This window comes from Streptomyces sp. NPDC088794 (assembly GCF_044750545.1).
In the GTDB taxonomy this organism is placed as follows: domain Bacteria; phylum Actinomycetota; class Actinomycetes; order Streptomycetales; family Streptomycetaceae; genus Streptomyces.
Genome location: NZ_JBIVKB010000001.1, coordinates 63,288 through 87,231 on the forward strand (window position 1 = coordinate 63,288; position 23,944 = coordinate 87,231).

Genomic DNA, 23,944 nt, shown 5'->3' on the forward strand with positions numbered 1-23,944 from the left:
ATGGAGTGGCGACGATGAGCCCGGTGGATCCGTTCGACGATGCCTCGACCGCGCGGGCCGTCATCGACGACCTCGGCGCTGTCGTCCGGTGGAGCACCGGCGCCCGACGGCTGCTCGGGTACACGGAGACGGACGTGCTGGGCCGCCCCGCCGCCGCCCTCCTGGCCGATCCCACCGAGGCCCCGCCCGGCGCGCCGGCCGACCGCCGCTGGAGCGGCCCCCTCGCCCTGCGTCACCGGGACGGGCACACGGTGTCCGTCCGGTTGCTCGCGCTGCGCGCCTCGACCCCGGGCGCCCCGGACACCTGGCACGCCGTGGTCCCGCCCGACATCACCGACCTCGAGCCGCCGCACGAGATCCTGACCGCGGCCGCGCTGGCCCAGTCCCCGTGCCCGATGCTGGTCTGCGACCGGATGCTGCGCCTGCGCTGGCTCAACGACCGCATGACCGAGGTCATCGACCTGCCCGCGGGCCAGGTGATCGGCCTGCGGGTCTCGGACATCGGCGTCCGCTCGGAGAACGCGGAGCTCGAACAGCACCTCACCGACGTGCTCACCTCGGGCCTGCCCCGGGACATCCCCACCTACGTCCGCCCGAGCGGCCTCAGCGAGGCCACCGCACAGCTCACCCGGCTCGCGCCACTCATCGACGCCGCCGGACGCGTCCAGGGCGTCTGTCTGACCGGCCACGACTTCACCGAGCACTATCTGGCCCGCGAGCGGCTCCAGCTGGTCAACGAGGCGAGCGTCCGGATCGGCAGCACCCTCGACGTCACGCGTACGGCACAGGAGCTGGCGGACGTCTGCGTGCCCGCGCTCGCCGACTTCGTCAGCGTCGATCTGCTGGACCCGCAGGAGCACGGCGAGCCACCGCTGCGGCTCATCGCCCCGATCGGCCTGCGCAGGGCCGCGCACGGGTCGGTGAACCCGGGCAGCCCCGAGGCCGTGATCAAGCCCGGCCAGCTGGAGATCTACCCCACCGGTTCGCCCCAGGCCGACTCCCTCGTCGCGGGCCGGTCCGTGGTCGCCTCGGTGTCGGGGGGCGACCTGGACGAATGGCTCGCGCACAACGAACCGCGCGGCGAGCGGGTCAGGGAGTACGGCATCCACTCGTCCATGTCCGTGCCGATCCAGGCCCGCGGCACCACTTTGGGGGTCGCGGTCTTCCGCCGCTACCGCAGACCGGACCCCTTCACCTCCGACGACGTCCTGCTGGCCGAGGAGATCACCGCCCGGGCCGCCGTCTGCATCGACAACGCCCGCCGCTACTCCCGCGAACGCGACACCGCCCTCGCCCTGCAGCGCAGTCTGCTGCCCCGCAGGCTCCCGCGCACGGCCGCCGTGGAGGCGGCCTCGCGCTATCTGCCGGCCGCGCGGGCCGGGGTGGGCGGCGACTGGTTCGACGTGATCCCGCTGTCCGGGATGCGGGTCGCGATGGTCGTCGGGGACGTCGTCGGACACGGCATCCAGGCCTCGGCCACCATGGGCCGGCTGCGCACCGCCGTCCGCACCCTCGCCGACATCGACCTGGCCCCCGACGAACTGCTCACCCACCTCGACGACCTGGTGGTACGGCTGTCCGCCGAGGCCGGCGGCGAGGGCAGCCCCGGCGAGGTCGGCGCGACCTGTCTGTACGCGGTGTACGACCCGGTGTCCCGCAGTTGCACCCTGGCGCGGGCCGGGCATCCACCGCCGGTCCTGGTCACGCCCGGCGGTGCGACCCGGCAGATCGACCTGCCGGCCGGACCGCCGCTCGGTCTGGGCGGGCTGCCCTTCGAGTCCGCCGAGCTGGACGTGCGCGAGGGCAGCGTCCTCGCGTTCTACACGGACGGACTGATCAAGTCCCGCGAACGGGAAGCCGACTCCGGCCACCGGATGCTGCACGACGCGCTGGCGACGTACTCCGACTCGCTCGACGAGACCTGCGACCGGGTCCTGAACACACTGCTGCCCGCGGGCGGTGTCGCCGACGACGTGGCCCTGCTGCTGGCCCGCACCCGGGGACTGCCCGCCTCCCAGGTCTCGACCTGGCACATCCCCGCCGACCCGTCGCTCGTCTCGCCCATCCGCAAGCAGGTCGTCGAGCAGCTCGACGTCTGGGAGCTCCAGGAAGCCGCGTTCACCGCCGAGCTGGTGGTGAGCGAACTCGTCACCAACGCCATCCGGTACGGCGCCCACCCCATCCGGCTGCGGCTGATCCACGACGCCGCGACGCTGATCTGCGAGGTGTCGGACACCAGCCACACCGCTCCGCACCTGCGCCGCGCCAAGACCTGGGACGAGGGGGGCCGCGGGCTGCTCCTGGTCGCCCAGCTCACCGAGCGCTGGGGCAGCCGCCACACGACGGACGGCAAGACGATCTGGGCGGAGATCACGCTCCTGCCGGAGGAATGAGCCCTCCCGGAGACCTGCCCCCGCTTGAAGCCCTCAGCACTCTTGGCGGAACTTTTACTGCGCGGTGCCCAGCCAGGGCCTGATCTGCCTGCGCGCCTCGTGCAGCCGGGACTTGAAGGTGCCGAGCGGGATGCCGGCCCGTTCGGCGGCCTCCGCGTAGTCGAGCTGGCACAGGTCGCGGTACACCAACGGCTCGACCAGGCGCGGGTGTTCGCGCTCCAAGCGGTCCAGCGCCTCCAGCAGGTCGATCCGGGAACCGACGATGACGCTCGTCGTGCGCGGGTCGGCGTGCAGGTCGTACTCGATCGGGGTGGGCGACTCGGCGGCCCGGCGCTTGAGCTCGCGGTACTTCTGCCGGCAGCAGTTGGCCACCACGGTGTAGAGCCAGGTGCTGAAGCGGCTGCGCCCCTCGAAGGTGCCGATCTTCCGCGAGACCTGCAGCAGGACGTCCTGCGCCGCCTCCTCGGCGTCCTCGCGGCAGGGCAGGAACCGCCCGCAGCGCCGGACCACTTCGGGCCACATCTGGGTGAGCAGGGAGTCCAGCGCCGCCGGGTCGCCCGCCGCCGCTGCGCGGGCGAGGTCCTCGGTCGGCGGTACCAGGTGCTGTGCTCGGAGTCGGTCCACGACCAGGCATGATAGTCGCATGCATTTCGTCGAGCGGATCGGCCGCTACCGCCTTGAGCGGCGCCTGGGCACGGGCGCCTTCGGCACGGTCTGGCTCGCCTGGGACGACGAGCTCGAAGCGCCGGTCGCGGTCAAGGTCCTCGCCGACAACTGGAGCCACCGGCTCGACGTCCGCGAGCGGTTCCTGGAGGAGGCCCGGATGCTGCGCCGGGCCGGTTCCAACCGAGTGGTGCAGGTCTACGACATCGGCGAACTGCCGGACGGCAGGCCGTACTTCGTCATGGAGTACGCCGACGGCGGCACCCTCGCCGACCTGCTCACCGGCGGCCCGCTGCCGGTGTCCGAGGCGCTGCGGCTGACGGCGCTGGCCGCCCGGGGCGCAGCCGCGCTGCACGAGGCGGGGATCGTGCACCGGGACATCAAGCCGAGCAACGTACTGCTGCGCTCCTCCCCCGGCGGCACCCCGCGGGTGCTGCTGGCCGACCTCGGGCTCGCCAAGAGTCTGGCGCAGGCGTCCGGGCTCACGCTGGCCGCCGGGTCGGTCGGCTACCGGCCGCCCGAGCAGGCCCAGCCCGGCATGGGCATCGACACCCGGGCCGACGTCTACAGCCTGGGCGCGGTCGGCTACCACCTGATCACCGGCACGGTGCCGGGCGAACCCGGGCACGTCGTCCGTCCCGACCGGCTGCGCCCCGAGCTGGATCCGGACGTCCAGCGGGCGCTGCTGCGCGCTCTGGAGCCGGACCGGGAGCGGCGGTGGCCCCAGGCCCTGGCGTTCGCGGAGGAGCTGGAGCGGCTCGCCTCGCCGGTCCGCCGGACCCGCCCGCGCCGCAGGACGGTCCTGACGCTCGTCGTGGCGGTCGCCGTGCTCGCGGCCACGGGCACCGCCCTGGCGCTGGTCGACCGGGGCGACGGGACCTCGGACGGCCAGGACGTCCAGGTCGCGGACACGACCGGCCGGGTCACGGCGGAGGTCCCGCGCTCCTGGGACCGCCAGTTGCGCGACTCCGGGTGGGATCCGAAGGTGCTCGGGCTGCCCACCGGGCACGAGCCGGGCTTCGCGGTCGCCGACGACCTGACGGCGTGGCCGGACCTGAAGTCCGGGGTGAACGGGGTGTTCGTCGGCCTGAGCGAGCGGGGCGACCTCCCGAAGGCGGTGGCCGCGCTCACCCACTCGGGTTGCTCCTACGAGGGCTCCCGGACCTACGAGGGCGCGCGCTGGCACGGCACGGTCCGCACCTGGAGCGACTGCCCGGGCAGTCAGGGCTCCCTCACCGAAGCGGCGCTCGCTCCGGCCTCCGGCGCGGCCCGACCGCAGGTCTACGTACAGATCCGGCAGAAGAGCGCGGCCCCGTCGGCCGAGCACGTCCTGGATTCCGTACGTATCGGCGACTGACACCGATCGCGCGGCGCGGACGCGCGGATCGCCTGTCCCGGACGCGTACGGATCGCGCCGGAACTCGCCCGAACTTTTTCGTCCGGTCGCGCATCGGACATACATGACGGGGCAACAGCGCCGTACGCACACGCCTCGTCGTGTGCGAGGACACACCAGGAGTGTTGAGGAAGATGGCGAAGAACCCTCCCGCCCGCCGCCGGGCCGCCCTGCTCGCGAGCGCGGTCGCCGTACTGGGCCTGCTGACCGCGTGCGGCAACGACGACGGCACCGCGAGTTCGCCGAGCACCCTGTCGGGCACGGCGGGGCCGGCCACCGACGGCTCAGGCTCCGACTCCCCCGCCCAGTCGCCGAACGCCACGCAGTCCGGCTCCTCCTCGGACACCGGCTCCTCCTCCGGTACCGGCACCACCCCCTCGGAAGGCGTGTCGGCGTCCGGCAGTGTCAGCACCCGCTGCCACACCTCCCAGCTGCGCGCGACCGTCGGGACCGACAACCCCGGGGCCGGTCAGGAGAACTTCCCGATCGTGCTGACCAACACCGCCTCCCACACCTGCACGGTCCGCGGCTATCCGGGCGCCGCGTTCGCCGACTCCGCGGGCAAGCAGCTGGGGCCGGACCCCAAGCGCTCCTCGGGCACGCCGGAGACGGTCACGCTGGACCCGGGCCAGAGCGCGTGGGCGGGGCTGACGTTCTCGAACCCCGACCTCAGCGGCGCCAAGACGGCGACTCCGACGACGCTGGTGGTGACCCCGCCGGACGAGAGGGACCCGCTCAAGGTGAAGTGGACCGGCGGTCAGGTGCCCGTGTCCGGGAACTCCTCCTCGGTCTTCCTGACGGTGTTCAGCCCGGGTTCGGGCGCGTGAGCAACGGGGAGTGGCGGGCGGACCTCTTACCTCCGGCTGTTTTCATGGACGTTCCCGCTCCGCCCCACCGCTAGGACCCCGCTCTGAACACCCCGCTGGCCGAATCCCTGTCCGTCGCCCTGCTGATCGCCGTGCTCGCCTTCGCGGTGCTGCGGCCCAAAGGGCTGCCCGAGGCCGTGGTGGCGGTTCCCGCGGCGGGGCTGGTGATCGTCGCCGGGGCGATCTCGCCGGCGCACGCCCTGGACGAGATCCAGCGGCTCGGGCCGGTGGTGGGCTTTCTCGCGGCGGTGCTGGTGCTGGCCCATCTGTGCGATGTCGAGGGCTTGTTCCAGGCCTGCGGGGCGTGGATGGCCCGCCGGTCCGCGGGCTCGCCCGGCCGGCTGCTGGCCGCGGTGTTCCTGCTGGCCTCGGTGATCACGGCCGTGCTGAGCCTGGACGCCACGGTGGTGCTCCTGACGCCGGTGGTGTTCGCCACCGCCGCCAGGGCCGGCGTCCGCGCCAAGCCGCACCTCTACGCGTGTGCCCATCTGTCGAACACGGCCTCGCTGCTGCTGCCGGTGTCCAACCTGACCAACCTGCTGGCGTTCGAGACCAGCGGGCTGAGCTTCACCCGGTTCGCGGCGCTGATGGCGCTGCCGTGGGTGGCCGCGATCGGCGCCGAGTACCTGATCTTCCGGCGCTTCTTCGCCGACGACCTGGCCTTGTCCGAGCTGCCCTCGGAGCCCGGCGAGGAACCGGAGCTGCCGCTGTTCGCGCTGATCACCGTGGGCTGCACGCTCGCCGGGTTCGTCGTGACCTCCGCGGTCGGCATCGAGCCCGCCTGGGCCGCGTTCGCGGGGGCGCTGGTACTGGCCGTCCGCGCGCTGGTACGGCGGCGGGAGACCCCGCTGGCGGTGCTGCGGGCCTCGTCCCCGGCCTTCCTGGCCTTCGTGCTCGCCCTGGGTGTCGTGGTGCGCGCGGTGGTCGACAACGGCCTGGCCGACGCACTCGACCATGTGCTGCCCGCGGGCTCGGGCCTGCTCGCGCTGCTCGGCATCGCCGTGCTGGCCGCCGTACTGGCGAATCTCATCAACAACCTGCCGGCGGTCCTGGTCCTGCTGCCGCTGACCGCCGCGGCCGGACCGGGGGCGGTCCTCGCGGTGCTGCTCGGGGTGAACATCGGCCCGAACCTGACCTACGCGGGATCGCTGGCGACCCTGCTGTGGCGGCGCATCGTGCACCGCCACGACGAGGACGTGGCCCTCGGGGAGTTCACCCGGCTCGGGCTGTTCGCCGTGCCCGCGTCGCTCCTGTCGGCCGTGGCGGCGCTGTGGCTGTCGCTCCAGCTGGTCGGGGGCTGAGCGCCGGCCCGGTCAGCGGTGGCCGCCGCCACCGCCACCGTAGCCACCACCGCCGTAGCCACCGCCTCCGCCGCCGTAGCAGGCGTACGGGTTGTAGTAGCAGTACTGGTCCACGGGAGGCGTGACGGTCGGGGTCGGCGACGGCTGGGCGGTCGTCGGGGTCGCGGACGGCGTCGGCGTGGGGGTCGGCTTCTTGGCCGCCTTGGGGGTGGGCGCGGCCGTGGGTGTCGGTGTGGGGTCGCTCGCGGCGTCCCAGTTGACGACCTCCATCTGGAGGTCGGCCCTCGAGGTGTCGAACACCCAGCGCTGGGTGGTGCTGTCGTCGCGGGTCTTGAGGACCAGGGCGCCGGATCCGTCGGTGGCGGCGGCGGTCAGCGCCAGGTCCTGGTCCCAGCGCGGCACCAGGGTGCCCTGCAGGGTGAAGTCGTAGCGGATGTCCTTGGCGTCCTTCGCGTCGACGCCCGTGCAGGGCGCGAGCTGCACCTCGTAGCCGAGGTGGGAGTCCAGGCACAGGCCCGGGTCGTCGCCGCTGCGCAGCCGTCCGTCGGTCTCGTACGACCACTGCTGGACCGCTGCCGTGGAGCAGGGCGCGAGTTCCGCCTCGGCGCCCTTGACCGCCTTCTTGCCGACGACGGTGACGCAGAGCCCGGAGTCGACGTTGTGCAGCCGTCCCTGCATCGCGCCCCCTGCGTTCGAGCCCGTGCCGACCCAGGACGGGTTGCCCTCGGTGCTCTTGCCGGTGCCGGGCGAGTCGGCGGACTGCCCCGCCTCGGAGGTGGTGTGTCCGTCGTTCGAGTCGAGTGCGGACCACACGACCAGCGGGAGGACGATCAGCCCGCTCACCGTCAGGACGGCGGCGGTCAGGTTGCGTCTGCGGGCGGCGGCCCGGCGGGCGGCCTTGTGGGCGGAGCGGCGCGAGGCCCTGCGGGTGCCGGCGCGCGTCCCGGCGCCGGTCGCGGTCGGGACGGTGACGAAGGGCTCGCCGGCCATCGCCGGGCGCTCGCCCTCCGCCTCGGCGGCCGTGCCGTCGTCGTGGACGAACCGCGACTCCACATAGGCGCGGGCACCCCAGCCGAGCACCGCCTCGGCGAGCGCGAGGCCGAGGCCCTGGTTGAACTGGGCCAGCTGGTCGGCGGTGTGGCTGCAGTGCTTGCACCCGGCGAGGTGGGCGGCGAGGTCGGGGTCGACGTCGATGCCGCCGCGCCGGTAGGTGACGTCGAGCATCCGCTGGTAGCGCCGGCACTCCTGCTCGGGCGCCAGTTCGCGGTGGACCTGGAGGCACTCCTCGCGCAGCCGCTCGCGGGCCCGGCGCAGTTCGACGCGGGCGTCCTCCTCCTCGAAACCCAGCAGGGCGGCGGGTATCGCCGCCGGTTCCGACTCGACGTCCGCGTGCCACAGCAGACAGCGGGCCGACTGGGGCAGCCGCTGGAAGGCACCCGACAGCAGCCGTCGGTTCGCGGGCGGCAGCAGCCTGGCCGCCACCCGGTCTCCCTCGCCGGGCCGGGAGCGCAGGTCGGGGTGGAGGAGTTCGCGGCCGCGCTCGGTGTCCCATTCCGCGGCGATCCGCCGCACGGTCACCAGCAGTTGGGGCCGCCATGCCGCGGACGGTCCGGTCTGGCGCAGGGTCTCGCCGAACAGCCGGGTGAAGGCCGCGGTGGTGAGCATTCCCGCGGCACGGGCGTCATAGGTGCACAGCCTGGCGTACGCGAAGGCCGCCTCCCAGTGCCGGTCGAGGAGTTCACCGACGGGCTGCAGCGCGGGTGTCGCCCCGGTCCACTTCTTCAGTTCGGCACTCAGTTGCTCGTCCGTGACCTCGAACTGGCTGAACGATGTGGGGGAATTCGACAGACCGGCGTCATTCACGGCTGCATTCCTCTCGAGGCGTACGACTTCAGGTCCATACCGGGCGGTATGGGGATTCGTCGACAAAGCGACGAGATCCACTTGTACGGGATTCGGCACCCCCAACACCCCCGGGAACAGCCCTTATGAAGCCTGGGAGCGAACGGGAGAGACCTCGTGCGCACAGCGGAATGTTTATGGTCCGTGCGCCGACAGAGCACACCTTTGCACAGGTCAGCGAACCCTAACAAGAGATGCCGCCGATTCGTGCTTTGCGTTCTCGGAGGCGGGATTTGACGAATCGTCAAGCAGGGTCCCTGAGAGTTGACCGATGAATCCGAGCGCTAATTGGCAATGGTATTCACTTAATCGTGTATCGAACACTCCATGAACCATTGACCAGGGGTTCCACCACACACACCTCGACTCCCACCGGATGACTCACGTCACTCGCCAACCATTGAACCGCCCGCCCGGTAGGCACCCGGCGGCAGTCCAAAGCGTGCGCGGAACACCCGATTGAAGTGGAAGGCGCTGACGAACCCCGAGGCGGCCGCCACCCGTTCCACCGACAGGTCCGTGCTTTCCAACAGCCGGGCGGCATGCCGCAGTCGCGCCTCGCGCAGCGCCCGCATCGGGGACCGGCCGGCCTGACGGGCGAACAGGTGAGCAAACCGGGAGGGCGAGAGGGAGACACTCTCGGCGAGCGAGTGGACGGTGTGCGGGGCACCCGGATCGGCGTCGATCAACGCCTGCGCCCGGCGCACCCGGGGGTCGACATCCGACGCGGGCTCCGTCGGCCGGGCGATGGCCGCGGTGAGCAGGACGATCTCCTCCAGGGAGGTCAGGGCGAGTTCCCGGGCGGCGGTCGCATGGGCCGCGGTGACCCTTTCGTCCCCCGACACGCCGACGGGCGGCGGCTCGTCGCCCGTCCAGCGGGCGTCAGCGTGCATCCGGCGGAACGCGGCCTCGACCCGGCCGCGCAGTTCCGGCGGGGTGGGGGTGACGACGTACAGACCGTCGCCGGTGTCGTACGGGCGCAGCCAGGGCGACCAGGACGGCCGGGCCACGCAGTGCACCCACCAGAACTCCCAGTGCGAGGCGCCCGGTTCGACGGCGTACTGGTGCGGGACACCCGGCGCGAGCACCACCAGGTCCCCCACCCCGGCCCGCGCCTCGGCCCGGCCCTGCCGCAGTCGGCCGCCACCGCCCGTCGTCCAGGTGAACAGCCAACTGTCGGCGCCGCGGGGCCGGTTCACGCCGTAGCCCTGGAGCTGGTCGTAGCGACCGACCACGACCAGACCGGGCGGCGGAGCCGGGTCGCCGGGGGCAGCAGTGCCGGGCAATCGGTCAGCGTTCACGGGCATCCCCTTCGCATCTGCGGCGGCCTAGCGTGACAGGAAAAGAAGACCACACCGAGGAGTGGACGCATGACAGTCACAGGCAAGGGCACCACCGGCACTCCTACCCTGACGCAGGAGGGTCTTGAGGGGTTTCGCGAGGACGGGTTCACGGTCGTCCGGGGGCTCTTCGGGTACGACGAGATCGACCGGCTGTGCGCGGAGTTCGCGGCGCTGCACGCGGCCGGACCGGTGCCGGGGCACTTCCGGCCGCGCCCCGGGTCCGATCCGCTGCACACCCACCCGCGCGTGATGCAGCCGCACGAGATCAACGGGCTCGCGCGGAGCGTCCTGCTCGACGCGCGGCTGGGAGCCGTACTGGAGACGCTGCTCGGCGAGGAGGTGCTGGCGGCGCAGAGCATGTTCTACTTCAAGCCGCCCGGCGCCCGGGGACAGGCGCTGCACCAGGACAACTTCTATCTGCGGGTCGAGCCGGGCACCTGCGTGGCCGCGTGGGTGGCCTGCGATGTGATCGACCGGGACAACGGAGGGCTCGAAGTCGTCCCCGGCACGCACCGGATGGACCTGTTCTGCCCGGAGGAGGCGGACGAAGGGGTGTCGTTCGCGCGGGAGTACGTTCCGCCGCCGCCGGGGCTCGCGGCCGTGCCGGTCGATCTGGCGCCGGGAGACGTCCTGTTCTTCAACGGCAGCCTGGTGCACGGCTCGCAGCCCAACAGCACGGCCGACCGGTTCCGCCGCTCGTTCATCGGGCACTACGTGGGGCGGTCGGCCGAGCGGATCGGCGCGTACTACCGGACGGTGTCGATGAGCGGCGACCGGGTGGTGCTGGCGGAGAGCGAGGGCGCGGGGCCGTGCGGCACGGAGTTCGCACCGCACGGGCCTCATTGAGCGCCGGTGGCGGACGAGGTCAGTGACCGATGATGGGGTGCGGAGCGTAGGGCTGCTCCAGCTCCTCCAACTCCTTGTCGCTGAGCTCCAGTTCGACGGCCGCCACCGCGTCCTCAATGTGCTGCGGCTTGCCGGCGCCGACGATCGGGGCCGCCACGGTGTTCTGCCGCAGCAGCCAGGCCAGGGCGACCTGGGCGCGCGGCACACCGCGGTCGCCGGCGATACGGGTGACGGCCTCGACGACGGTGCGGTCGCCGTCGGCGTAGAGGCGGCTGCCGAAGTTGTCGTTGGCGCTGCGTTCGGTGACGGTGCCCCAGTCGCGGGTGAGCCGGCCGCGGGCTAGCGGGCTCCAGGGCAGGGCGCCGACGCCCTGGTCGGCGCAGAGCGGCAGCATCTCGCGCTCCTCCTCGCGGTAGAGGAGGTTGTAGTGGTTCTGCATCGACACGAACTTGGTCCAGCCGTGCCGCTCGGCGGTGTACTGCATCTTCGAGAACTGCCAGGCGTACATCGAACTCGCGCCGATGTAGCGGGCCTTGCCCGCCTTCACCACGTCGTGCAGCGCCTCCATCGTCTCCTCGACCGGGGTGTGCGGGTCGAAGCGGTGGATCTGGTAGAGGTCGACGTAGTCGGTGCCGAGCCGGCTCAGGCTGTGGTCGATCTCGGTGAGGATCGCCTTGCGGGACAGTCCGCCGCCGTTGGGTCCGGGCCGCATCCGGCCGTGCACCTTCGTCGCGAGCACGATCTCGTCGCGGTCGGCGAAGTCGCGCACCGCCTTTCCGACGATCTCCTCGCTGGTGCCGTCGGAGTAGACGTTCGCCGTGTCCAGGAAGTTGATACCGGCCTCCAGCGCCTGCCGGATCAGCGGACGCGAGGCCTCCTCGTCGAGGGTCCACTCGTGCACGCCCCGGTCGGGCAGGCCGTAGGTCATGCAGCCCAGACAGATCCGCGACACGTCCAGACCCGTCGAACCGAGCTTCACGTACTGCATCTTCGCCGCTCCCGCCTTCGAGACGATGTACTGATTCGGAGCGTACGTCGTCCCCGCCGGGATCACGGTCCGGCGGACGTCAGGTCCCCGACCGCTCCACCAGGTCCAGTGCCCGTTCCCACCCGAACTCAGGCCGTACGCCGTCCTCCCCCACCTCTCCGGAGTAGGGCGCGCCGAACCGGACGCCCATCCCGCGCAGCCGCGTCAGGCTGTCCTCGTAGGCGGGGTGGACGGTCAACGCGTCGGCCACGCACGGGAGTACGGCGACCGGCACGCCGAGGCCGTACGCCTCACAGAGGGTGGCGACGGCGAGGGTGTCGGCCAGGCCCGCCGCCCATTTGTTGATCGTGTTGAAGGTCGCCGGCGCCACCACGACCGCGTCCGGCGACGGGAAGGGGCGTGGATCGCCGGGCATCCGCCAGGCGGAGCGGACGGTCCTGCCGGTCCGCGCCTCCACGGCGGCCCGGTCGAAGAAGCCGGCCGCCGCGACCGGCGTCGCGATGACGCCCACCTCCCAGTCCCGCTCCCGCGCGGCCGTGATCAGTGTGCCGACGTCGGCGGCGATCCCGGCGGCGCAGACGACGACGTAGAGGAAGGGTCTCGGGTCCGGATCCGTCATCCGGGAACCCTACTCAAGCGGGAAGGTCTCCCCGCGTTCGGCCTCGGGGCGCGGGCCGTGGATGCGGCGCTGCTTCTCCTCGATGGGCACGTCGTTGATGCTGGCCTCGCGCCGGGTCATCAGGCCGTGCTCGTCGAACTCCCACAGCTCGTTGCCGTAGCTGCGCCACCACTGGCCGTCGGCGTCCTGGCACTCGTACTGGAAGCGGACCGCGATGCGGTTGCCGTCGAAGGCCCACAGGTCCTTGCGCAGGGCGTACTCGCGCTCGCGTGCCCACTTGGCCGTGAGCAGTTCGACGATCTCGGCGCGGCCGGTGACGAAGGTGTCGCGGTTGCGCCAGACCGAGTCCTCGGAGTAGGCCAGCGAGACCTTGTGCGGATCGCGGGTGTTCCAGGCGTCCTCGGCGGCCTGGACCTTCTGCGCGGCGGTCTCGCGGGTGAACGGGGGCAGGGGCGGGCGATCGGCCATGGGGTTCCTCCTCGACATGCGGCCCGGTACGGGCCAACTGGTGCGGACAGCCGGCGAGAACGTGCGTTCTCCGGCTGGCTGCTACGGTAGGAGAACGCACGTTCTCGCGTCAAGGAAGGGTCGTACGGAGATGGCCGTCACGGACAGCGCAGTCGCCCGGGAGCAGGCGCTGGACGCCGCCGAGGAGCTGTTCTACGGGCGGGGCATCCAGTCCGTCGGCATGGACGACGTGCGGGGTGCCTCGGGTCTCTCGCTCAAGCGCCTCTACGGACTGTTCCCCGCGAAGGAGCAGCTGGTGGAGGCGTATCTGGAGCGGCGGGACGTGCGCTGGCGCGGGCGGCTCGCCGCGTTCGTGGCCGAGCGCGAGGATCCCGAGGAGCGGATCCTGGCCGTCTTCGACTGGCTGGAGGGGTGGTTCGGCGAGGACGGGTTCCGGGGGTGCGCGTGGATCAACTCCTACGGCGAGCTGGGCGCGACCTCCGCCCGGGTGGCGGCTCAAGTGCGGACGCACAAGCGGGAGTTCCGGGACTATCTCACCGGTCTCGTGGCGGCTGCCGGGCTGTCCGACGCCCTGGCCGGGCAGCTGTTCCTGCTGGCCGAGGGGGCGATGGTCAGCGCCGGCATCACGGGGAGCACGGAGCCCGCGCGGGAGGCACGCGAAGCGGCGCGACTCCTGCTGCGAGCCCGCTGACAGCTCCTGCCGCGACCCGGTGAGCCTCAGCCGTCCGACACGGCGATGGCGCTCACCGGGCAGGCGCGGGCGGCTTCCCGCACCATCGGGTCGCCGCCGCCGTCCTCCCGGCCCGGCAGCAGCGCGCTGAATCCGTCGTCGTCCTGGGTGAAGACCTTCGGGGCGGCCAGGGCGCACTGGCCCGCGCCGATACAGACGTCCTTGTCGATGTCGATGTGCATGGCCGTCAGCCTCTTACCAGGTCACGGGGAGTTCCAGCATCCCCTGGATGGTGTCGCCGGGTTTGAAGGGGATCTCGTCCGCCGGGACGGCCAGACGCAGGGCGGGCAGCCGCTCGAAGAGGGTGCGCAGGGCGATCTCGAGTTCGGCACGGGCCAGGTTCTGGCCCAGGCACTGGTGGATGCCGAAGCCGAACGCGACATGGTGGCGGGCCGGCCGGTGCCAGTCGAAGGTGTCGGGGTCCTCGTAGACGTCGGCGTCGCGGTTGATGACCGCGGTCGAGAAGAGCACCGGGTCGCCGGCCCTGATGGTCGTGCCGCCCGTGTCGATGTCCTCGGTGGCCCGGCGCAGCAGTCCGTCCGCGATCGACAGCATCCGCATGAGCTCCTCGACCGCGTCGGGCAGCAGCTCGGGCCGCGTCCGCAACTCGGCGAGGCGCTCGGGGTGTTGGAGCAGGGCGAAGGTGCCGAGCGAGATCATGTTGGCGGTCGTCTCGTGCCCCGCGATCAGCAGGATCGTCGCGAACGAGACGACCTCGGCGCGGTCCAACTCGCCCTCGCGCAGCTTCTGGTGGACGAGTTCGTCCAGTACGCCGTCGCCGGGCTCCGACTGCCTGAGCTTCACGTCGATCAACTGCTCGAAGTACGCGTCCAGTTGATCGCGGGCGTCCTGCACGTCGGAGACCCCCGGGCCGCGCAGCAGCCGGCGCGACTGCTCTTCGAAGAACTCGTGGTCGGCGTAGGGGACGCCGAGCAGCGCGCAGATCACCATCGACGGCACGGGCAGTGCGAAGGCGCTCACCAGCTCGGCGGGCGGCCCCTGCGCGATCATCGCGTCGAGCCGTTCGTCCACGATCCGCTGGATCTCCGGGCGCAGTGCGGCCGCCCGCCGAAGGGTGAAACTGGGGACCATCATCCGGCGCTGCGTGCGGTGTTCGGGGTCGTCGTGGCCGAGCAGCGCGGCCTTCCGGTCCCGGCCCGCGGTGAAGCGGATGTTGGGCGCCGGGAAGTCGGGGTGGGAGCGGTCGCTGGACAGGCGCTGGTCGGCGAGCAGGCTCCGGGCGAGCGTGTGTCCCGTGACCAGCCAGGCCTTTCGGCCGTCGTAGAGGGTGATCCGGGTCAGCGGGCGCTCGGCGCGCAGCGGGTCGTAGGCCGTCGGCGGGTGGTAGGGGCAGGTCCGGTCCTGGGGGAAGGCGACGGGTTCCGTTTCCGTCATGGGGAGACCTCGCAGACGAAGGGTGCGTCGTGCAGATCTTCATTAGATGCCCCGGGCATCTATGGAACGACGACAAGTTCGGCCAGATGGACGGCGGCGGCTTTCTGGCCGGGGATGATCGCTCAGGAATCGAAAACCGGTCACGGTATCGGCCGTACGGGTGCCTCCGATGGGGTGCGGGGCAGGGGGCGTGCGGTAGGGATGAATTCCGCACGCGACGCTGTTGCAGCGGAGCGGCAGGAAACCGTAGAGACGACGATGGGAAGGATGCCATGCCTCTTGAGGGCGAGTACGAACCCAGCCCGGCGCAGTGGGTGCGTGACCAGGTGGAACTGTTCGAGAGCTCCGGCGGCGCCAAGGGGAACACCCTGCGGGACACCGGACTGCCGGTGATCGTGCTGACGACCCTCGGCGCCAAGAGCGGCAAGATCCGCAAGACGCCGCTGATGCGCGTCGAGCACGACGGTGTGTATGCCGTGGTCGCCTCCCAGGGCGGGGCGCCCAAGCACCCGGTCTGGTACCACAACATCAAGGGCGAGCCGCACGTGGAGCTCCAGGACGGGCCGGAGCCGGTGGACATGGTCGCCCGTGAGGTCACCGGCGCGGAGAAGGCCGAGTGGTGGGAGCGGGCCGTCGCGGCCTATCCGCCCTACGCCGACTACCAGAAGAAGACGGACCGCCAGATTCCCGTCTTCGTGCTCGAGCCGGAGGCCGGGAACGCGTGATCCGCGTACCGACGCACACCCCCTGACCTGGGCTCGAAAAAAATCTTGGGTCAGGGGTGCATGACCCCGGTGTCCCCGGGCACGCGTGCGTCAGGCCCCGCCGCGTTCCCCCGTCGCGGCGGGGTTCTCCGCTGCCTCGTGAGCCTGCCGGTCGGTGATGTCCAGGAAGATCTGGTCCGCCTCGGACACGGCGTCCGAGATGGTCTGCTTGATCCGCACGGAGACCTCCTCCACCACCTCGCTGTCCAGGCCGCCCACCAGATCCACCCGGGCCGCCACCAGCGCGGAGTCGAGGCCCGTCTTCATCGTGAACAGCGCCTCCACGCTGTCGATCTCGGGCTGCTCCTCCAGCAGCTCCCGGATCCGGTCCGCCGCCTCGGGGTCGGCCGCCTCGCCGATCAGCTGGTCACGGGCGTCGCTGCCCAGCCGGTAGGCGACGAAGACGAGCAGCACGCCGATCGCCAGCGAGGCCGACGCCTCCCACACCACCTGTCCGGTGACCATGTGCAGCGCCATCCCGGCCGCCGCCAGCGTCACACCGAGCACCGCCGTGCCGTCCTCGGCGATGACCGTGCGCAGTGCCGGGTCGCGCAGTCCGCTCCGTCCGCCCTGCGCGTGCGCCTGGTGCAGGGCCCGCACCAGTGAGACGCCCTCGGCGACGAAGGCGACGCCCAGGACGATCAGGCCCAGCACATACCCGCTGTGCTTCTCCTCGGTGCCGCTCCGGAGGGCCTCGAAGCCCTGGAAGAAGGAGAAGCAGCCGCCCATCACGAAGATCCCGACGGCGGCGAGGAGCGACCAGAAGAAGCGTTCCTTGCCGTAGCCGAAGGGGTGGCGCCGGTCGGCGGGGCGGCGGCTGCGGCGCAGCGCGGCCAGCAGGAAGACCTCGTTCATGCTGTCGGCCACGGAGTGCGCGGCCTCCGACAGCAGGGCCGGCGAGCCGGCGAAGAGGCCGCCGACCGCCTTGGCCACGGCGATCACCAGGTTGGCGGCGAGCGCCACCAGCACGGTGACGCGGGTCCTGCTGTCGGCGTCCCCCGCGGGTGTTTCCTCAGGGGCTTCCTCGGGTGTTTTGTCTGAGGTCTCGTCGGACGTTTTGTCGGACGTTTTGTCGGATTCCTGTGCAGATGCTGTCCCAGTCACCCTCGCCGACTGCCCCTGAGTGCGCCGCTCACACGGCGTGGGCGCCGGAATCCGGGGTGAGGGGCATGCCTGCGGCTCTACCGGACACTCGGCTCCGGTGAGACTGTCGGCGTCGACCGCATCGAAGGAGAGACACGTGGCCAAGACGAAGAAGCGGAAGAAGCTGAAACTCCCCCTCGGCTACAAGCCACTCGGCTTCGCCCTGGGCTGGGCGAGCGGGACACTCGCCGGCCTCGCCTTCCAGAAGACGTGGAAGGCGATCCGGCACGAGGACGACGCGCCCGACGCGCTGGACCGGGACCGTGGCTGGACGGAGGTCCTGGTGGCCGCCGCGATCCAGGGCGCCCTGTTCGCCGTGGCCCGCAGCGCGGCGGACCGCGCGGGCGCGACGGCCGTCCAGCGCCGGACCGGCGTGTGGCCCGGCGACGGCAAGGGCGGCAGGGACTGACCGACCGCGGGAGCGGCCCGCCGGATGCGGGATCAGCCGGCCACGAGCCACTTCCCGTCCCGCATCAACTCGCGCCCGTCCAGCTCGTCCGCCTCCCGCCAGGCCTGCACGCGCCGTGGGAACACCCTGAAGTACAGGTAGGAGGTGGCGAGTCGGCGTGGGTCGAAGCCGGTCTTCGCCGCGAACAGGTCACCCTCCTGCTCGGAGAGATCCACGGGAGTCACCGTCTCGACCGTGCCCTCGATCATGACCACGTCCCGGGTCGGGCCGATGCCCAGGCGCGTGACGCCGGTCGCCGCGAGGTTGCGGCCGGTGGGACTGGCGGCCGGCGTGGCGAGCAGCAGCGTCGAGCCGTCCCAGCGGAAGGAGAGTGGGACGAGATACGGCGCGCCGCCGTCGGGCGCCGCGGTGGCGACCCAGACGTCCTCGTCGTGTTCGAGTCGTCGGAGCGTGTCCTGCTTGCGCTGTTCGGGATCGCGCGCGGGTGGCCGATTCATTGTCGTACGTCCTCCTCCGGTCGGGCGACCGATGGCCTGATCACCGTCGGTCCGTGCACTGTCAGGGCTATGACGCTCGGGCGTCCGCGGATGTGACCGTCAGCCGACCTCCCCCGCCGCCCGGATCTCCGCGAGCCGTGCCGCCGCCGCGCTGAGCAGCAGGTCCAGGGCGGCCGGGTACGAACTGCGCGGCATGTCGGCGACCAGGTGGCGGGCCGTGGCGGCGATGTGCGGGTGGGTGGCGGCGGGCAGTCTGGCGTACGTCGCACGCCAGACGGAGACTTCGGCCTCGCGGGCCGCCTTCGGCATCGCGAGGCTCGCCGAGTCGAGGGCGCCGAAAGCGAGGCACTGGTCGACGAAGGCGTGGTAGATCCGCACGGCCTCGGCGTCGGGGAAGCCCGCGCCGCGCACCACACCGAGGATCGCCTCCACGGCCTGGATCTCGTGCACCCGCCCGGTCACCCGGTACGAGCTGAGCACGGCGGCCCTGGGCTGGGCGAGGGCGCCTGCGTGCATCCGCAGGCCGAGGTCGCGCAGGTCGGCCCGCCAGTCGCCGGTGGGGCGCCAGGTGCGCAGGGTGCGGCCGATGAGTTCGTCGGCGACGGCGAGCAGCAGGTCGTCGGTGTGCCGGAAGTAGCGGTACAGCGAGCTGGGGTCGGCGCCGAGGGCGCGGCCGAGGCGGCGCACGGACAGGGCGTCGGCGCCGTGCTCCTCGATCAGCCGCAGCGCCGTCTCGACGATCAGCTCCTCGGACAGGACGACACCCGCCTTGGTGGGACGCCTGCGCCGCCGGTCCGCGGCCGGCACGACACGCTCGCTCATGGACTGCCTCCCTGGGGCCGGTGTCCGCACCTTATGACAACACCGTTGACCTGTTAAGTGCCCGCGCAGTTTCATGTGCGGTCACCGGGGCCTGTCAGGTCCCCCAGGTGCGAGCGGAGACCCGCCCATGATCGAGAAACCCTACGGAGCCGACCCACCCGCGCGGCCGGACTCCGAGCTGCGCAGGTCGCTCGGCCTCCTGGACGGCATCGCCGTCGCCGCCTCCAGCACGGCAGCGACCACCACCATCGGCATCGGCCTGGGCGTCACGGCCGGGGTGGTCGGACTGCATCTGCCGGCGATCATGCTGCTGGCGTTCCTGCCGATCGTGGGCATCGCGGGCGCCTTCTCCCGGCTCAACCGGGTCGAACCGAACGCCGGCAACGGCTATGTCTGGGTGGGTCGTTCGCTCAGTCCATGGCTCGGTTTCATGGTCGGCTGGGTGAACATCGTGGCCACGGTGGCGTTCCTCGCGTACACGACCGCGGTCACCGGCTCGGCGCTGATCCAGCTGGCCGGTGACGCCGGCGTGCACCGGGTGGGCCCGCTCGACCTGGACGCGGGCTCGACGGCGCAGACGACCGCGATCGGCGTCGTGGTCCTGCTCGCGGTCACGCTCACCGCGGTCACCGGCATCCGCACCGCCGCCCGCCTGCAGACCGGGCTGCTGATCTTCGAGTACGTCGTCCTGCTGGGGTTCTGCGGATACGGCATCGTCACCGGCCCGCACGACTTCAGCCTGAGCTGGTTCGATCCGTTCGCCGTCCCCTCGGCCGCGGCCCTCGCCCAGGGGTTGCTCCTGTCGGTGTTCTGCTACTGGGGTTTCGAGGCCGCGTTCAGCGTCAACGAGGAGGTGCGCGAACCGCGGGACGCCTCCCGGGCCGGTTTCATCACCCTGTTCACCATGCTGGCGCTGTTCCTGATCGGCTCGGTCGCCTTCCAACGAGTGCTGTCCGAAACGGAGTTGGTCGGACACGGCGCCGAGGGCCTGGCGTTCTTCGGCGACCGGCTGGCCGACCAGCCGCTGGCCGCGCTGCCGCTGGTGGCGCTGATGTTCTCGGCGGTCGCCTCACTTCAGGCCGGGGTGATCCCGACGGCCCGGGCGATGTTCGCGATGAGCCGGGACCGTACGCTCGGGCCGGTGTGGTCCAAGGTCAGCCCGCGGTACGGGACTCCGGCCGCCGGCACCCTGCTGATCGGCGCGCTGGCGGCGGCCGTCGCGGCCCTCGCGCTGGTCATCCCGCGGCTGGCGGACCTGATCATGGCGACGGTGAGCGCGGTGGGGATCGTGGTCGCCCTGTCGTACGCGCTCACCGCGCTGGCGGCCGCGGTGCGCTTCCGCTCGCTGCTGCGCGAGGACCTGAAGGAAGGCATACGCGCTGTGGTGCTGCCGGCGTTGAGCGCCGCCGCGCTGCTCGGTCTGGGCGGCTATCTCGGCTGGTCCTTCTACACCTCCGCCGACCATCTCGAACTCAGCGCGGACAACGGCTGGTTCCTGCTGCTCACCCCGCTGGTGATGATCGCGTCGGGCTTCGTGGCCGCCGCGTGGTCCAAGTGGGTGCGCAGGTCACCGTACTTCCGCACGGGCGAGGGCACCGACGCCGACGCCCCGCACCTGCTCCCGACACCCCACTAGGAAACGGACCATGCACGCAGACCTTCTCTTCACCGGCGGCCCCGTCCTCACCCCCGAGGGCCGTACCGCGACCGCCGTGGCCGTCAGCGGCGAGCGCATCGTCGCCGTGGGGCGCGACGAGGTCCTGGAACTCGTCGGGCCGCGCACCGAAGTCGTCGATCTGGCCGGGCGGTTGCTGCTGCCGGGCTTCCAGGACGCGCACGTCCACCCGCTGCCGGCCGGCCTCGAACTCACCCGCTGCGACCTGACCGGGACACGGACGGCGGCCGAGACCGTCGCCGCCGTGCGCGCGTACGCCGACGCCCATCCGGAGCAGGAGTGGATCACCGGCGGCGGCTGGTCGATGGAGGCCTTCGAGGGCGGTGTGCCGACGAAGGAGCTGCTGGACGCGGTGGTGCCGGACCGGCCCGTCTATCTGCCCAACCGCGACCATCACGGCGCCTGGGTCAACAGCCGCGCCCTGGAACGGGCGGACATCACCCGCGAGACGGCGGACCCGGCGGACGGGCGCATCGAGCGGGACGGTTCGGGCGAGCCGGTCGGCACACTGCAGGAAGGTGCCATGCAGCTCGTCGGCCGGCTCACCCCGCCCGCCGACGCCGCCGACCGGCTGGCCGCCCTGCTGCACGCGCAGCGCCATCTGCACGCGCTCGGCATCACGGCCTGGCAGGACGCGCTCGTCGGGGAGTTCCTCGGCATGGACGACCCGTCCGGCGCGTATCTGGCGGCGGCCCGGGACGGCTCGCTGACCGCGCGGGTCGTCGGGGCACTGTGGTGGGACCGGGAGCGCGGAGCCGAGCAGATCCCCGAACTCGTCGCGAAGCGGGCGGAGTCGAGCCACGGGCGGTTCCGCGCGTCCAGCGTCAAGCTGATGCTGGACGGGGTCGCCGAGACCGGCACCGCCGCGCTCCTTGATCCGTACCTGGACCAGTGCGGATGCGTGACCGGCAACCGGGGAACCAGCTTCATCGACCCGACTCAACTCCCGCAGTACGTAAGCACGTTGGACGCCCTCGGCTTCCAGTGCCACTTCCATGCCCTCGGCGACCGTGCCGTGCGCGACGCGCTGGACGCGGTCGAGGCGGCGCGGGCCGCGAACGGACCGAGCGACACGCGACCCCACCTGGCACATCTTCAGGTGGTCCACCCCGACGACGTGCCGCGTTTCGCCCGGCTCGGCGCCGTCGCGAACATCCAGCCGCTCTGGGCGGCCCACGAGCCGCAGATGGACGAGTTGACCATCCCCTTCCTCGGGTCCCAACGGGCCGCGCGGCAGTACCCGTTCGGGGCGCTGCTGCGCTCCGGCGCCCGGCTCGCGGCAGGCAGCGACTGGCCCGTGAGCAGCCCCGATCCACTCCAGGGAATTCATGTGGCGGTCAACCGTGTGGCGCCCGACGGCGGCGACACGCCGGTGTTCCTGCCGGCCGAACGCATAGGACTCGCCGAGGCGTTGACGGCGTACACGGCGGGCTCGGCGTATGCGAACCACCTCGACGACACCGGACAGGTGCGGGTGGGAGCGCTCGCGGATCTCGTGGTGCTCGACCGCGATCCGTTCGACGGACCGACCGAGGCGATCGCGGAGACGCGGGTCGCGGGGACATACGTGGGGGGCGCGCGAGTATACGCAGCTCAGGAGGTGTAGGCAGTAACCCAGATCACGGACAGGTCACGTGTTGATCGTTTAGGTTTTGGGCAGTCTCGTACCGCTTCTAGGTTCAACTTTCGGCCATAGAAGCTGAGTTCGAGTGTGCGGGTGGCCATGCCGGGCGTCCGCTCGCAGAGCGGGGGAGCTCTGTAGCGCCGTCTCCCAGAAGGAATCGCATGCCTCAGGAGTGCTTGGACAAGGACGAGCCGTTCATGGCAGGACGACGGCACCCAGGGTGAATCCGCCATTCCTCCGGCCGTAGGCCGGAAGCCCCCCGAACACGACAGGCCGACCGCCACGGCCGGTCGATTCCGTTGTCATGGCCACAACCTGATGGAGACCTGTGTGAAATTTCGAGTCGTAGGTGCTGGTCCGAAGTCGTCCGCCGACAACTCGCTCCCGGCGCGGTCGAGCGCCCAACTCCAGCCCACGGAGGCGGGGAACGCCCTGGCCCGCCTCCTGTTGGACCGCATCAACGGAAGCACGGAGGAGTACCTGAGGTGCCAGAGCGCCGCTCAGCAGCGGCTGGACGCGCTCGGCTCCTCCCCCTCCGGCACCACGACGCTGCACGTCGAGGGAGCCCTTCATCTGGCGCAGACCGCGTTCCTCCCGCCCGATGAGGAGGGCTACGCCAGGCTGAGGCACCTCGACACCAGTCTGCGCATGATCGAAGCGGCCTTCCCCGAGGTCAGCATCGATGCCGAGGTCTGCCGGCTGACCTGCTCGATGCTGGAAGGGGCCTGGCGGAGCCGGGCACTCGCCCCACCGCGCGAGGAGGAGCAGACCACCGACTGCGCCTGCGCTCTGTGCCGTCGGCTGCCCACGCCCCCCGCGCGCACCCTGGACGACTACCGCTGGCGGCAGAGCGCCGGTCGTCCCCTCACCGTCAAGACCTGGCCGCACCGCCGGGAACTCGACAGCGTCCTGACCGGTGGCTGGTCCTGGACCCGGCAGATGAACGACCTCGAACGGGACCTCGGCCACCGCCACCGTTTCGAGGACGACATCCTCGTCTTCCACGAATACAAACGCGTGATCGAGACCATCGACACGACACTCCTCACCGAACACGTCGAAGGCCGCCTGGCCGAGAACTTCAGCACCAACAGCGCACGGGCCCTGGTCTCCGGACTCTTCGCGGCCCACAAGCGATCCGTCGACGAGTACTGGCTCCGCCAGCACGAGGCGGGCAGCGTCACGCTCCCCCAGAGCAACCCGCTCGGTCAGAGCACCTACTCGATCCTGCAGATACTGGACTGCCTGTTCTGGCACGTCGCCCCCGACACCGAACTCTGGCAGGAGGAGAACCTCGCCTCGCTGCTGCTGTGCCGCGTCATCGACGACATGGCCGACGTACGGGCCGACGCCCTCACCGGGGAGATCAGCAACTTCTGGCTCGCCGAGATGCCCAGCCACACCAAGGCGCTCTACGCCGCCTGCGCCATAGCCATCGTCAAGTACGGCTGCATGCCCGAGGCGCACGACTCGATGTGGAACACCTGGCTGATGACCACCACCATCGTCTGGATGGGGCTCACGGGCCGCCACGCCCTGTGGTTCGACGGCATCACCGCGGGCCTTCCCGCGGCCGAGGAGTGCCCGCTCTGCGACCTCCAGCCCAACCCGTGCTCCGGCATCCTCACCCACGGCGCCACCCTCGCCATCGCACCGCGGCGCACCGTACCGGCGCTGAGCGCCCGGGCCGCCGAACTGTCCGCACGCTGCCAGGCCCAACACCCCGAGGCATGGCCCCTGTTCGACGCCGAGCTGCATGCCTTCGAAGCGCTGCACGGCCCCTGGCAGGGCGACATCGACAACGCATGGGAGATCCTGCGCCGCACCTACATCGCCGCCGTGGAGGCATCGAGAGCCGAACCGTCGACGGACCGCGCTCGTCAGATCCAGCAGGACGCCGGCGTGATCGGATCCGAGAAGTTCCACGCCCTGCACGATCCCCGGACGGGCCGGGAGGACACCGCTCTGCTCGCCTACATGTTCGGTGCCGCCCACCCGCACTTCCTCTGGAACGCCACGGGATACCGGCCCACCGGCGTCGCGGGCGACTGGCTCGACGGCTGACGCCCCGGCCCTGTCCCAGGTCCACGGGGACAGCAC

Annotated in this window: 22 protein-coding genes; 11 read left to right on the forward strand and 11 right to left on the reverse strand. The window is 71.5% G+C overall.

All coding sequences use genetic code 11. The features are described from left to right. Positions 1-14: 14 nt before the first annotated feature. Positions 15-2,393, forward strand: a complete 2,379-nt coding sequence (locus ACIP6U_RS00255) for a SpoIIE family protein phosphatase (protein WP_401710610.1) — start codon at positions 15-17, stop codon at positions 2,391-2,393. Positions 2,394-2,447: 54 nt separating this feature from the next. On the opposite strand, the gene ACIP6U_RS00260 is transcribed toward ACIP6U_RS00255, so the two are convergent. After that, positions 2,448-3,017 carry an RNA polymerase sigma factor gene (locus ACIP6U_RS00260; RefSeq protein ID WP_401710613.1) on the reverse strand — a complete coding sequence of 190 codons (570 nt, stop codon included), beginning with the start codon at positions 3,015-3,017 and terminating at the stop codon, positions 2,448-2,450. Between the two features lie 19 nt (positions 3,018-3,036). Between ACIP6U_RS00260 and ACIP6U_RS00265 the strand changes: the two genes are divergently transcribed. From ACIP6U_RS00265 to ACIP6U_RS00275, 3 genes are all read left to right on the forward strand, one after another. After that, positions 3,037-4,413 (forward strand): serine/threonine-protein kinase, encoded by a 1,377-nt coding sequence (locus ACIP6U_RS00265; RefSeq protein WP_401710616.1) that lies wholly within the window; start codon positions 3,037-3,039, stop codon positions 4,411-4,413. 173 nt (positions 4,414-4,586) lie between these two features. Beyond that, the gene (locus ACIP6U_RS00270) at positions 4,587-5,279 is read left to right on the forward strand and encodes a DUF4232 domain-containing protein (protein ID WP_401710619.1); all 693 of its coding nucleotides are present in this window, start codon (positions 4,587-4,589) and stop codon (positions 5,277-5,279) included. Between the two features lie 83 nt (positions 5,280-5,362). Beyond that, entirely contained in the window at positions 5,363-6,619 is a 1,257-nt protein-coding gene (locus ACIP6U_RS00275) for an arsenic transporter (RefSeq protein WP_401712845.1), read from the forward strand. 12 nt (positions 6,620-6,631) lie between these two features. Here the strand turns inward: ACIP6U_RS00275 and ACIP6U_RS00280 are convergent, their stop codons facing one another. Next, a complete protein-coding gene (locus tag ACIP6U_RS00280) occupies positions 6,632-8,482 on the reverse strand; it encodes an RICIN domain-containing protein (RefSeq protein WP_401710621.1) in 1,851 nt (616 codons plus the stop codon). A 425-nt stretch (positions 8,483-8,907) separates the two neighbouring features. Continuing rightward, positions 8,908-9,828 (reverse strand): helix-turn-helix domain-containing protein, encoded by a 921-nt coding sequence (locus tag ACIP6U_RS00285; RefSeq protein WP_401710624.1) that lies wholly within the window; start codon positions 9,826-9,828, stop codon positions 8,908-8,910. Between the two features lie 63 nt (positions 9,829-9,891). Between ACIP6U_RS00285 and ACIP6U_RS00290 the strand changes: the two genes are divergently transcribed. Beyond that, positions 9,892-10,710 carry a phytanoyl-CoA dioxygenase family protein gene (locus ACIP6U_RS00290; protein ID WP_401710627.1) on the forward strand — a complete coding sequence of 273 codons (819 nt, stop codon included), beginning with the start codon at positions 9,892-9,894 and terminating at the stop codon, positions 10,708-10,710. A gap of 19 nt (positions 10,711-10,729) precedes the next feature. Here the strand turns inward: ACIP6U_RS00290 and ACIP6U_RS00295 are convergent, their stop codons facing one another. From ACIP6U_RS00295 to ACIP6U_RS00305, 3 genes are all read right to left on the reverse strand, one after another. Next, on the reverse strand, positions 10,730-11,698 hold the full coding sequence (locus ACIP6U_RS00295) for an aldo/keto reductase (RefSeq protein ID WP_401710630.1): 969 nt from the start codon (positions 11,696-11,698) through the stop codon (positions 10,730-10,732). Between the two features lie 79 nt (positions 11,699-11,777). Next, positions 11,778-12,317 (reverse strand): flavoprotein, encoded by a 540-nt coding sequence (locus tag ACIP6U_RS00300; protein WP_401710633.1) that lies wholly within the window; start codon positions 12,315-12,317, stop codon positions 11,778-11,780. 9 nt (positions 12,318-12,326) lie between these two features. Beyond that, positions 12,327-12,785 carry a nuclear transport factor 2 family protein gene (locus ACIP6U_RS00305; protein ID WP_401710635.1) on the reverse strand — a complete coding sequence of 153 codons (459 nt, stop codon included), beginning with the start codon at positions 12,783-12,785 and terminating at the stop codon, positions 12,327-12,329. A 130-nt stretch (positions 12,786-12,915) separates the two neighbouring features. Here ACIP6U_RS00305 and ACIP6U_RS00310 point away from each other — a divergent pair, with 130 nt between their 5' ends. Then, positions 12,916-13,476, forward strand: coding sequence for a TetR/AcrR family transcriptional regulator (locus tag ACIP6U_RS00310; protein WP_401710638.1), 561 nt, complete (start codon positions 12,916-12,918; stop codon positions 13,474-13,476). Between the two features lie 26 nt (positions 13,477-13,502). Here the strand turns inward: ACIP6U_RS00310 and ACIP6U_RS00315 are convergent, their stop codons facing one another. Both ACIP6U_RS00315 and ACIP6U_RS00320 read right to left on the reverse strand, forming a co-directional pair. Continuing rightward, complete coding sequence (locus tag ACIP6U_RS00315; RefSeq protein WP_401710641.1) at positions 13,503-13,697, reverse strand: ferredoxin; 195 nt, start codon at positions 13,695-13,697, stop codon at positions 13,503-13,505. Between the two features lie 13 nt (positions 13,698-13,710). Next, entirely contained in the window at positions 13,711-14,910 is a 1,200-nt protein-coding gene (locus tag ACIP6U_RS00320) for a cytochrome P450 (protein WP_401710645.1), read from the reverse strand. A gap of 272 nt (positions 14,911-15,182) precedes the next feature. Here ACIP6U_RS00320 and ACIP6U_RS00325 point away from each other — a divergent pair, with 272 nt between their 5' ends. Beyond that, on the forward strand, positions 15,183-15,635 hold the full coding sequence (locus ACIP6U_RS00325) for a nitroreductase family deazaflavin-dependent oxidoreductase (protein WP_401710648.1): 453 nt from the start codon (positions 15,183-15,185) through the stop codon (positions 15,633-15,635). A 90-nt stretch (positions 15,636-15,725) separates the two neighbouring features. Here the strand turns inward: ACIP6U_RS00325 and ACIP6U_RS00330 are convergent, their stop codons facing one another. Then, on the reverse strand, positions 15,726-16,643 hold the full coding sequence (locus ACIP6U_RS00330; RefSeq protein ID WP_401710651.1) for a cation diffusion facilitator family transporter: 918 nt from the start codon (positions 16,641-16,643) through the stop codon (positions 15,726-15,728). Between the two features lie 271 nt (positions 16,644-16,914). On the opposite strand from ACIP6U_RS00330, the gene ACIP6U_RS00335 reads away from it, so the two are divergent. Further along, on the forward strand, positions 16,915-17,226 hold the full coding sequence (locus tag ACIP6U_RS00335; protein WP_401710654.1) for a DUF4235 domain-containing protein: 312 nt from the start codon (positions 16,915-16,917) through the stop codon (positions 17,224-17,226). Positions 17,227-17,258: 32 nt separating this feature from the next. On the opposite strand, the gene ACIP6U_RS00340 is transcribed toward ACIP6U_RS00335, so the two are convergent. Beyond that, on the reverse strand, positions 17,259-17,723 hold the full coding sequence (locus ACIP6U_RS00340; RefSeq protein ID WP_401710657.1) for a pyridoxamine 5'-phosphate oxidase family protein: 465 nt from the start codon (positions 17,721-17,723) through the stop codon (positions 17,259-17,261). Between the two features lie 99 nt (positions 17,724-17,822). Further along, complete coding sequence (locus tag ACIP6U_RS00345; protein ID WP_401710660.1) at positions 17,823-18,545, reverse strand: helix-turn-helix domain-containing protein; 723 nt, start codon at positions 18,543-18,545, stop codon at positions 17,823-17,825. A 127-nt stretch (positions 18,546-18,672) separates the two neighbouring features. Here ACIP6U_RS00345 and ACIP6U_RS00350 point away from each other — a divergent pair, with 127 nt between their 5' ends. The 3 genes from ACIP6U_RS00350 to ACIP6U_RS00360 all read left to right on the forward strand — a co-directional run bounded on the left by ACIP6U_RS00350 (position 18,673) and on the right by ACIP6U_RS00360 (position 23,908). Next, the gene (locus tag ACIP6U_RS00350; RefSeq protein ID WP_401710663.1) at positions 18,673-20,181 is read left to right on the forward strand and encodes an APC family permease; all 1,509 of its coding nucleotides are present in this window, start codon (positions 18,673-18,675) and stop codon (positions 20,179-20,181) included. 10 nt (positions 20,182-20,191) lie between these two features. Beyond that, positions 20,192-21,826 (forward strand): amidohydrolase, encoded by a 1,635-nt coding sequence (locus ACIP6U_RS00355; RefSeq protein WP_401710666.1) that lies wholly within the window; start codon positions 20,192-20,194, stop codon positions 21,824-21,826. 348 nt (positions 21,827-22,174) lie between these two features. Beyond that, on the forward strand, positions 22,175-23,908 hold the full coding sequence (locus ACIP6U_RS00360; protein WP_401710669.1) for a hypothetical protein: 1,734 nt from the start codon (positions 22,175-22,177) through the stop codon (positions 23,906-23,908). Positions 23,909-23,944 lie beyond the last annotated feature (36 nt).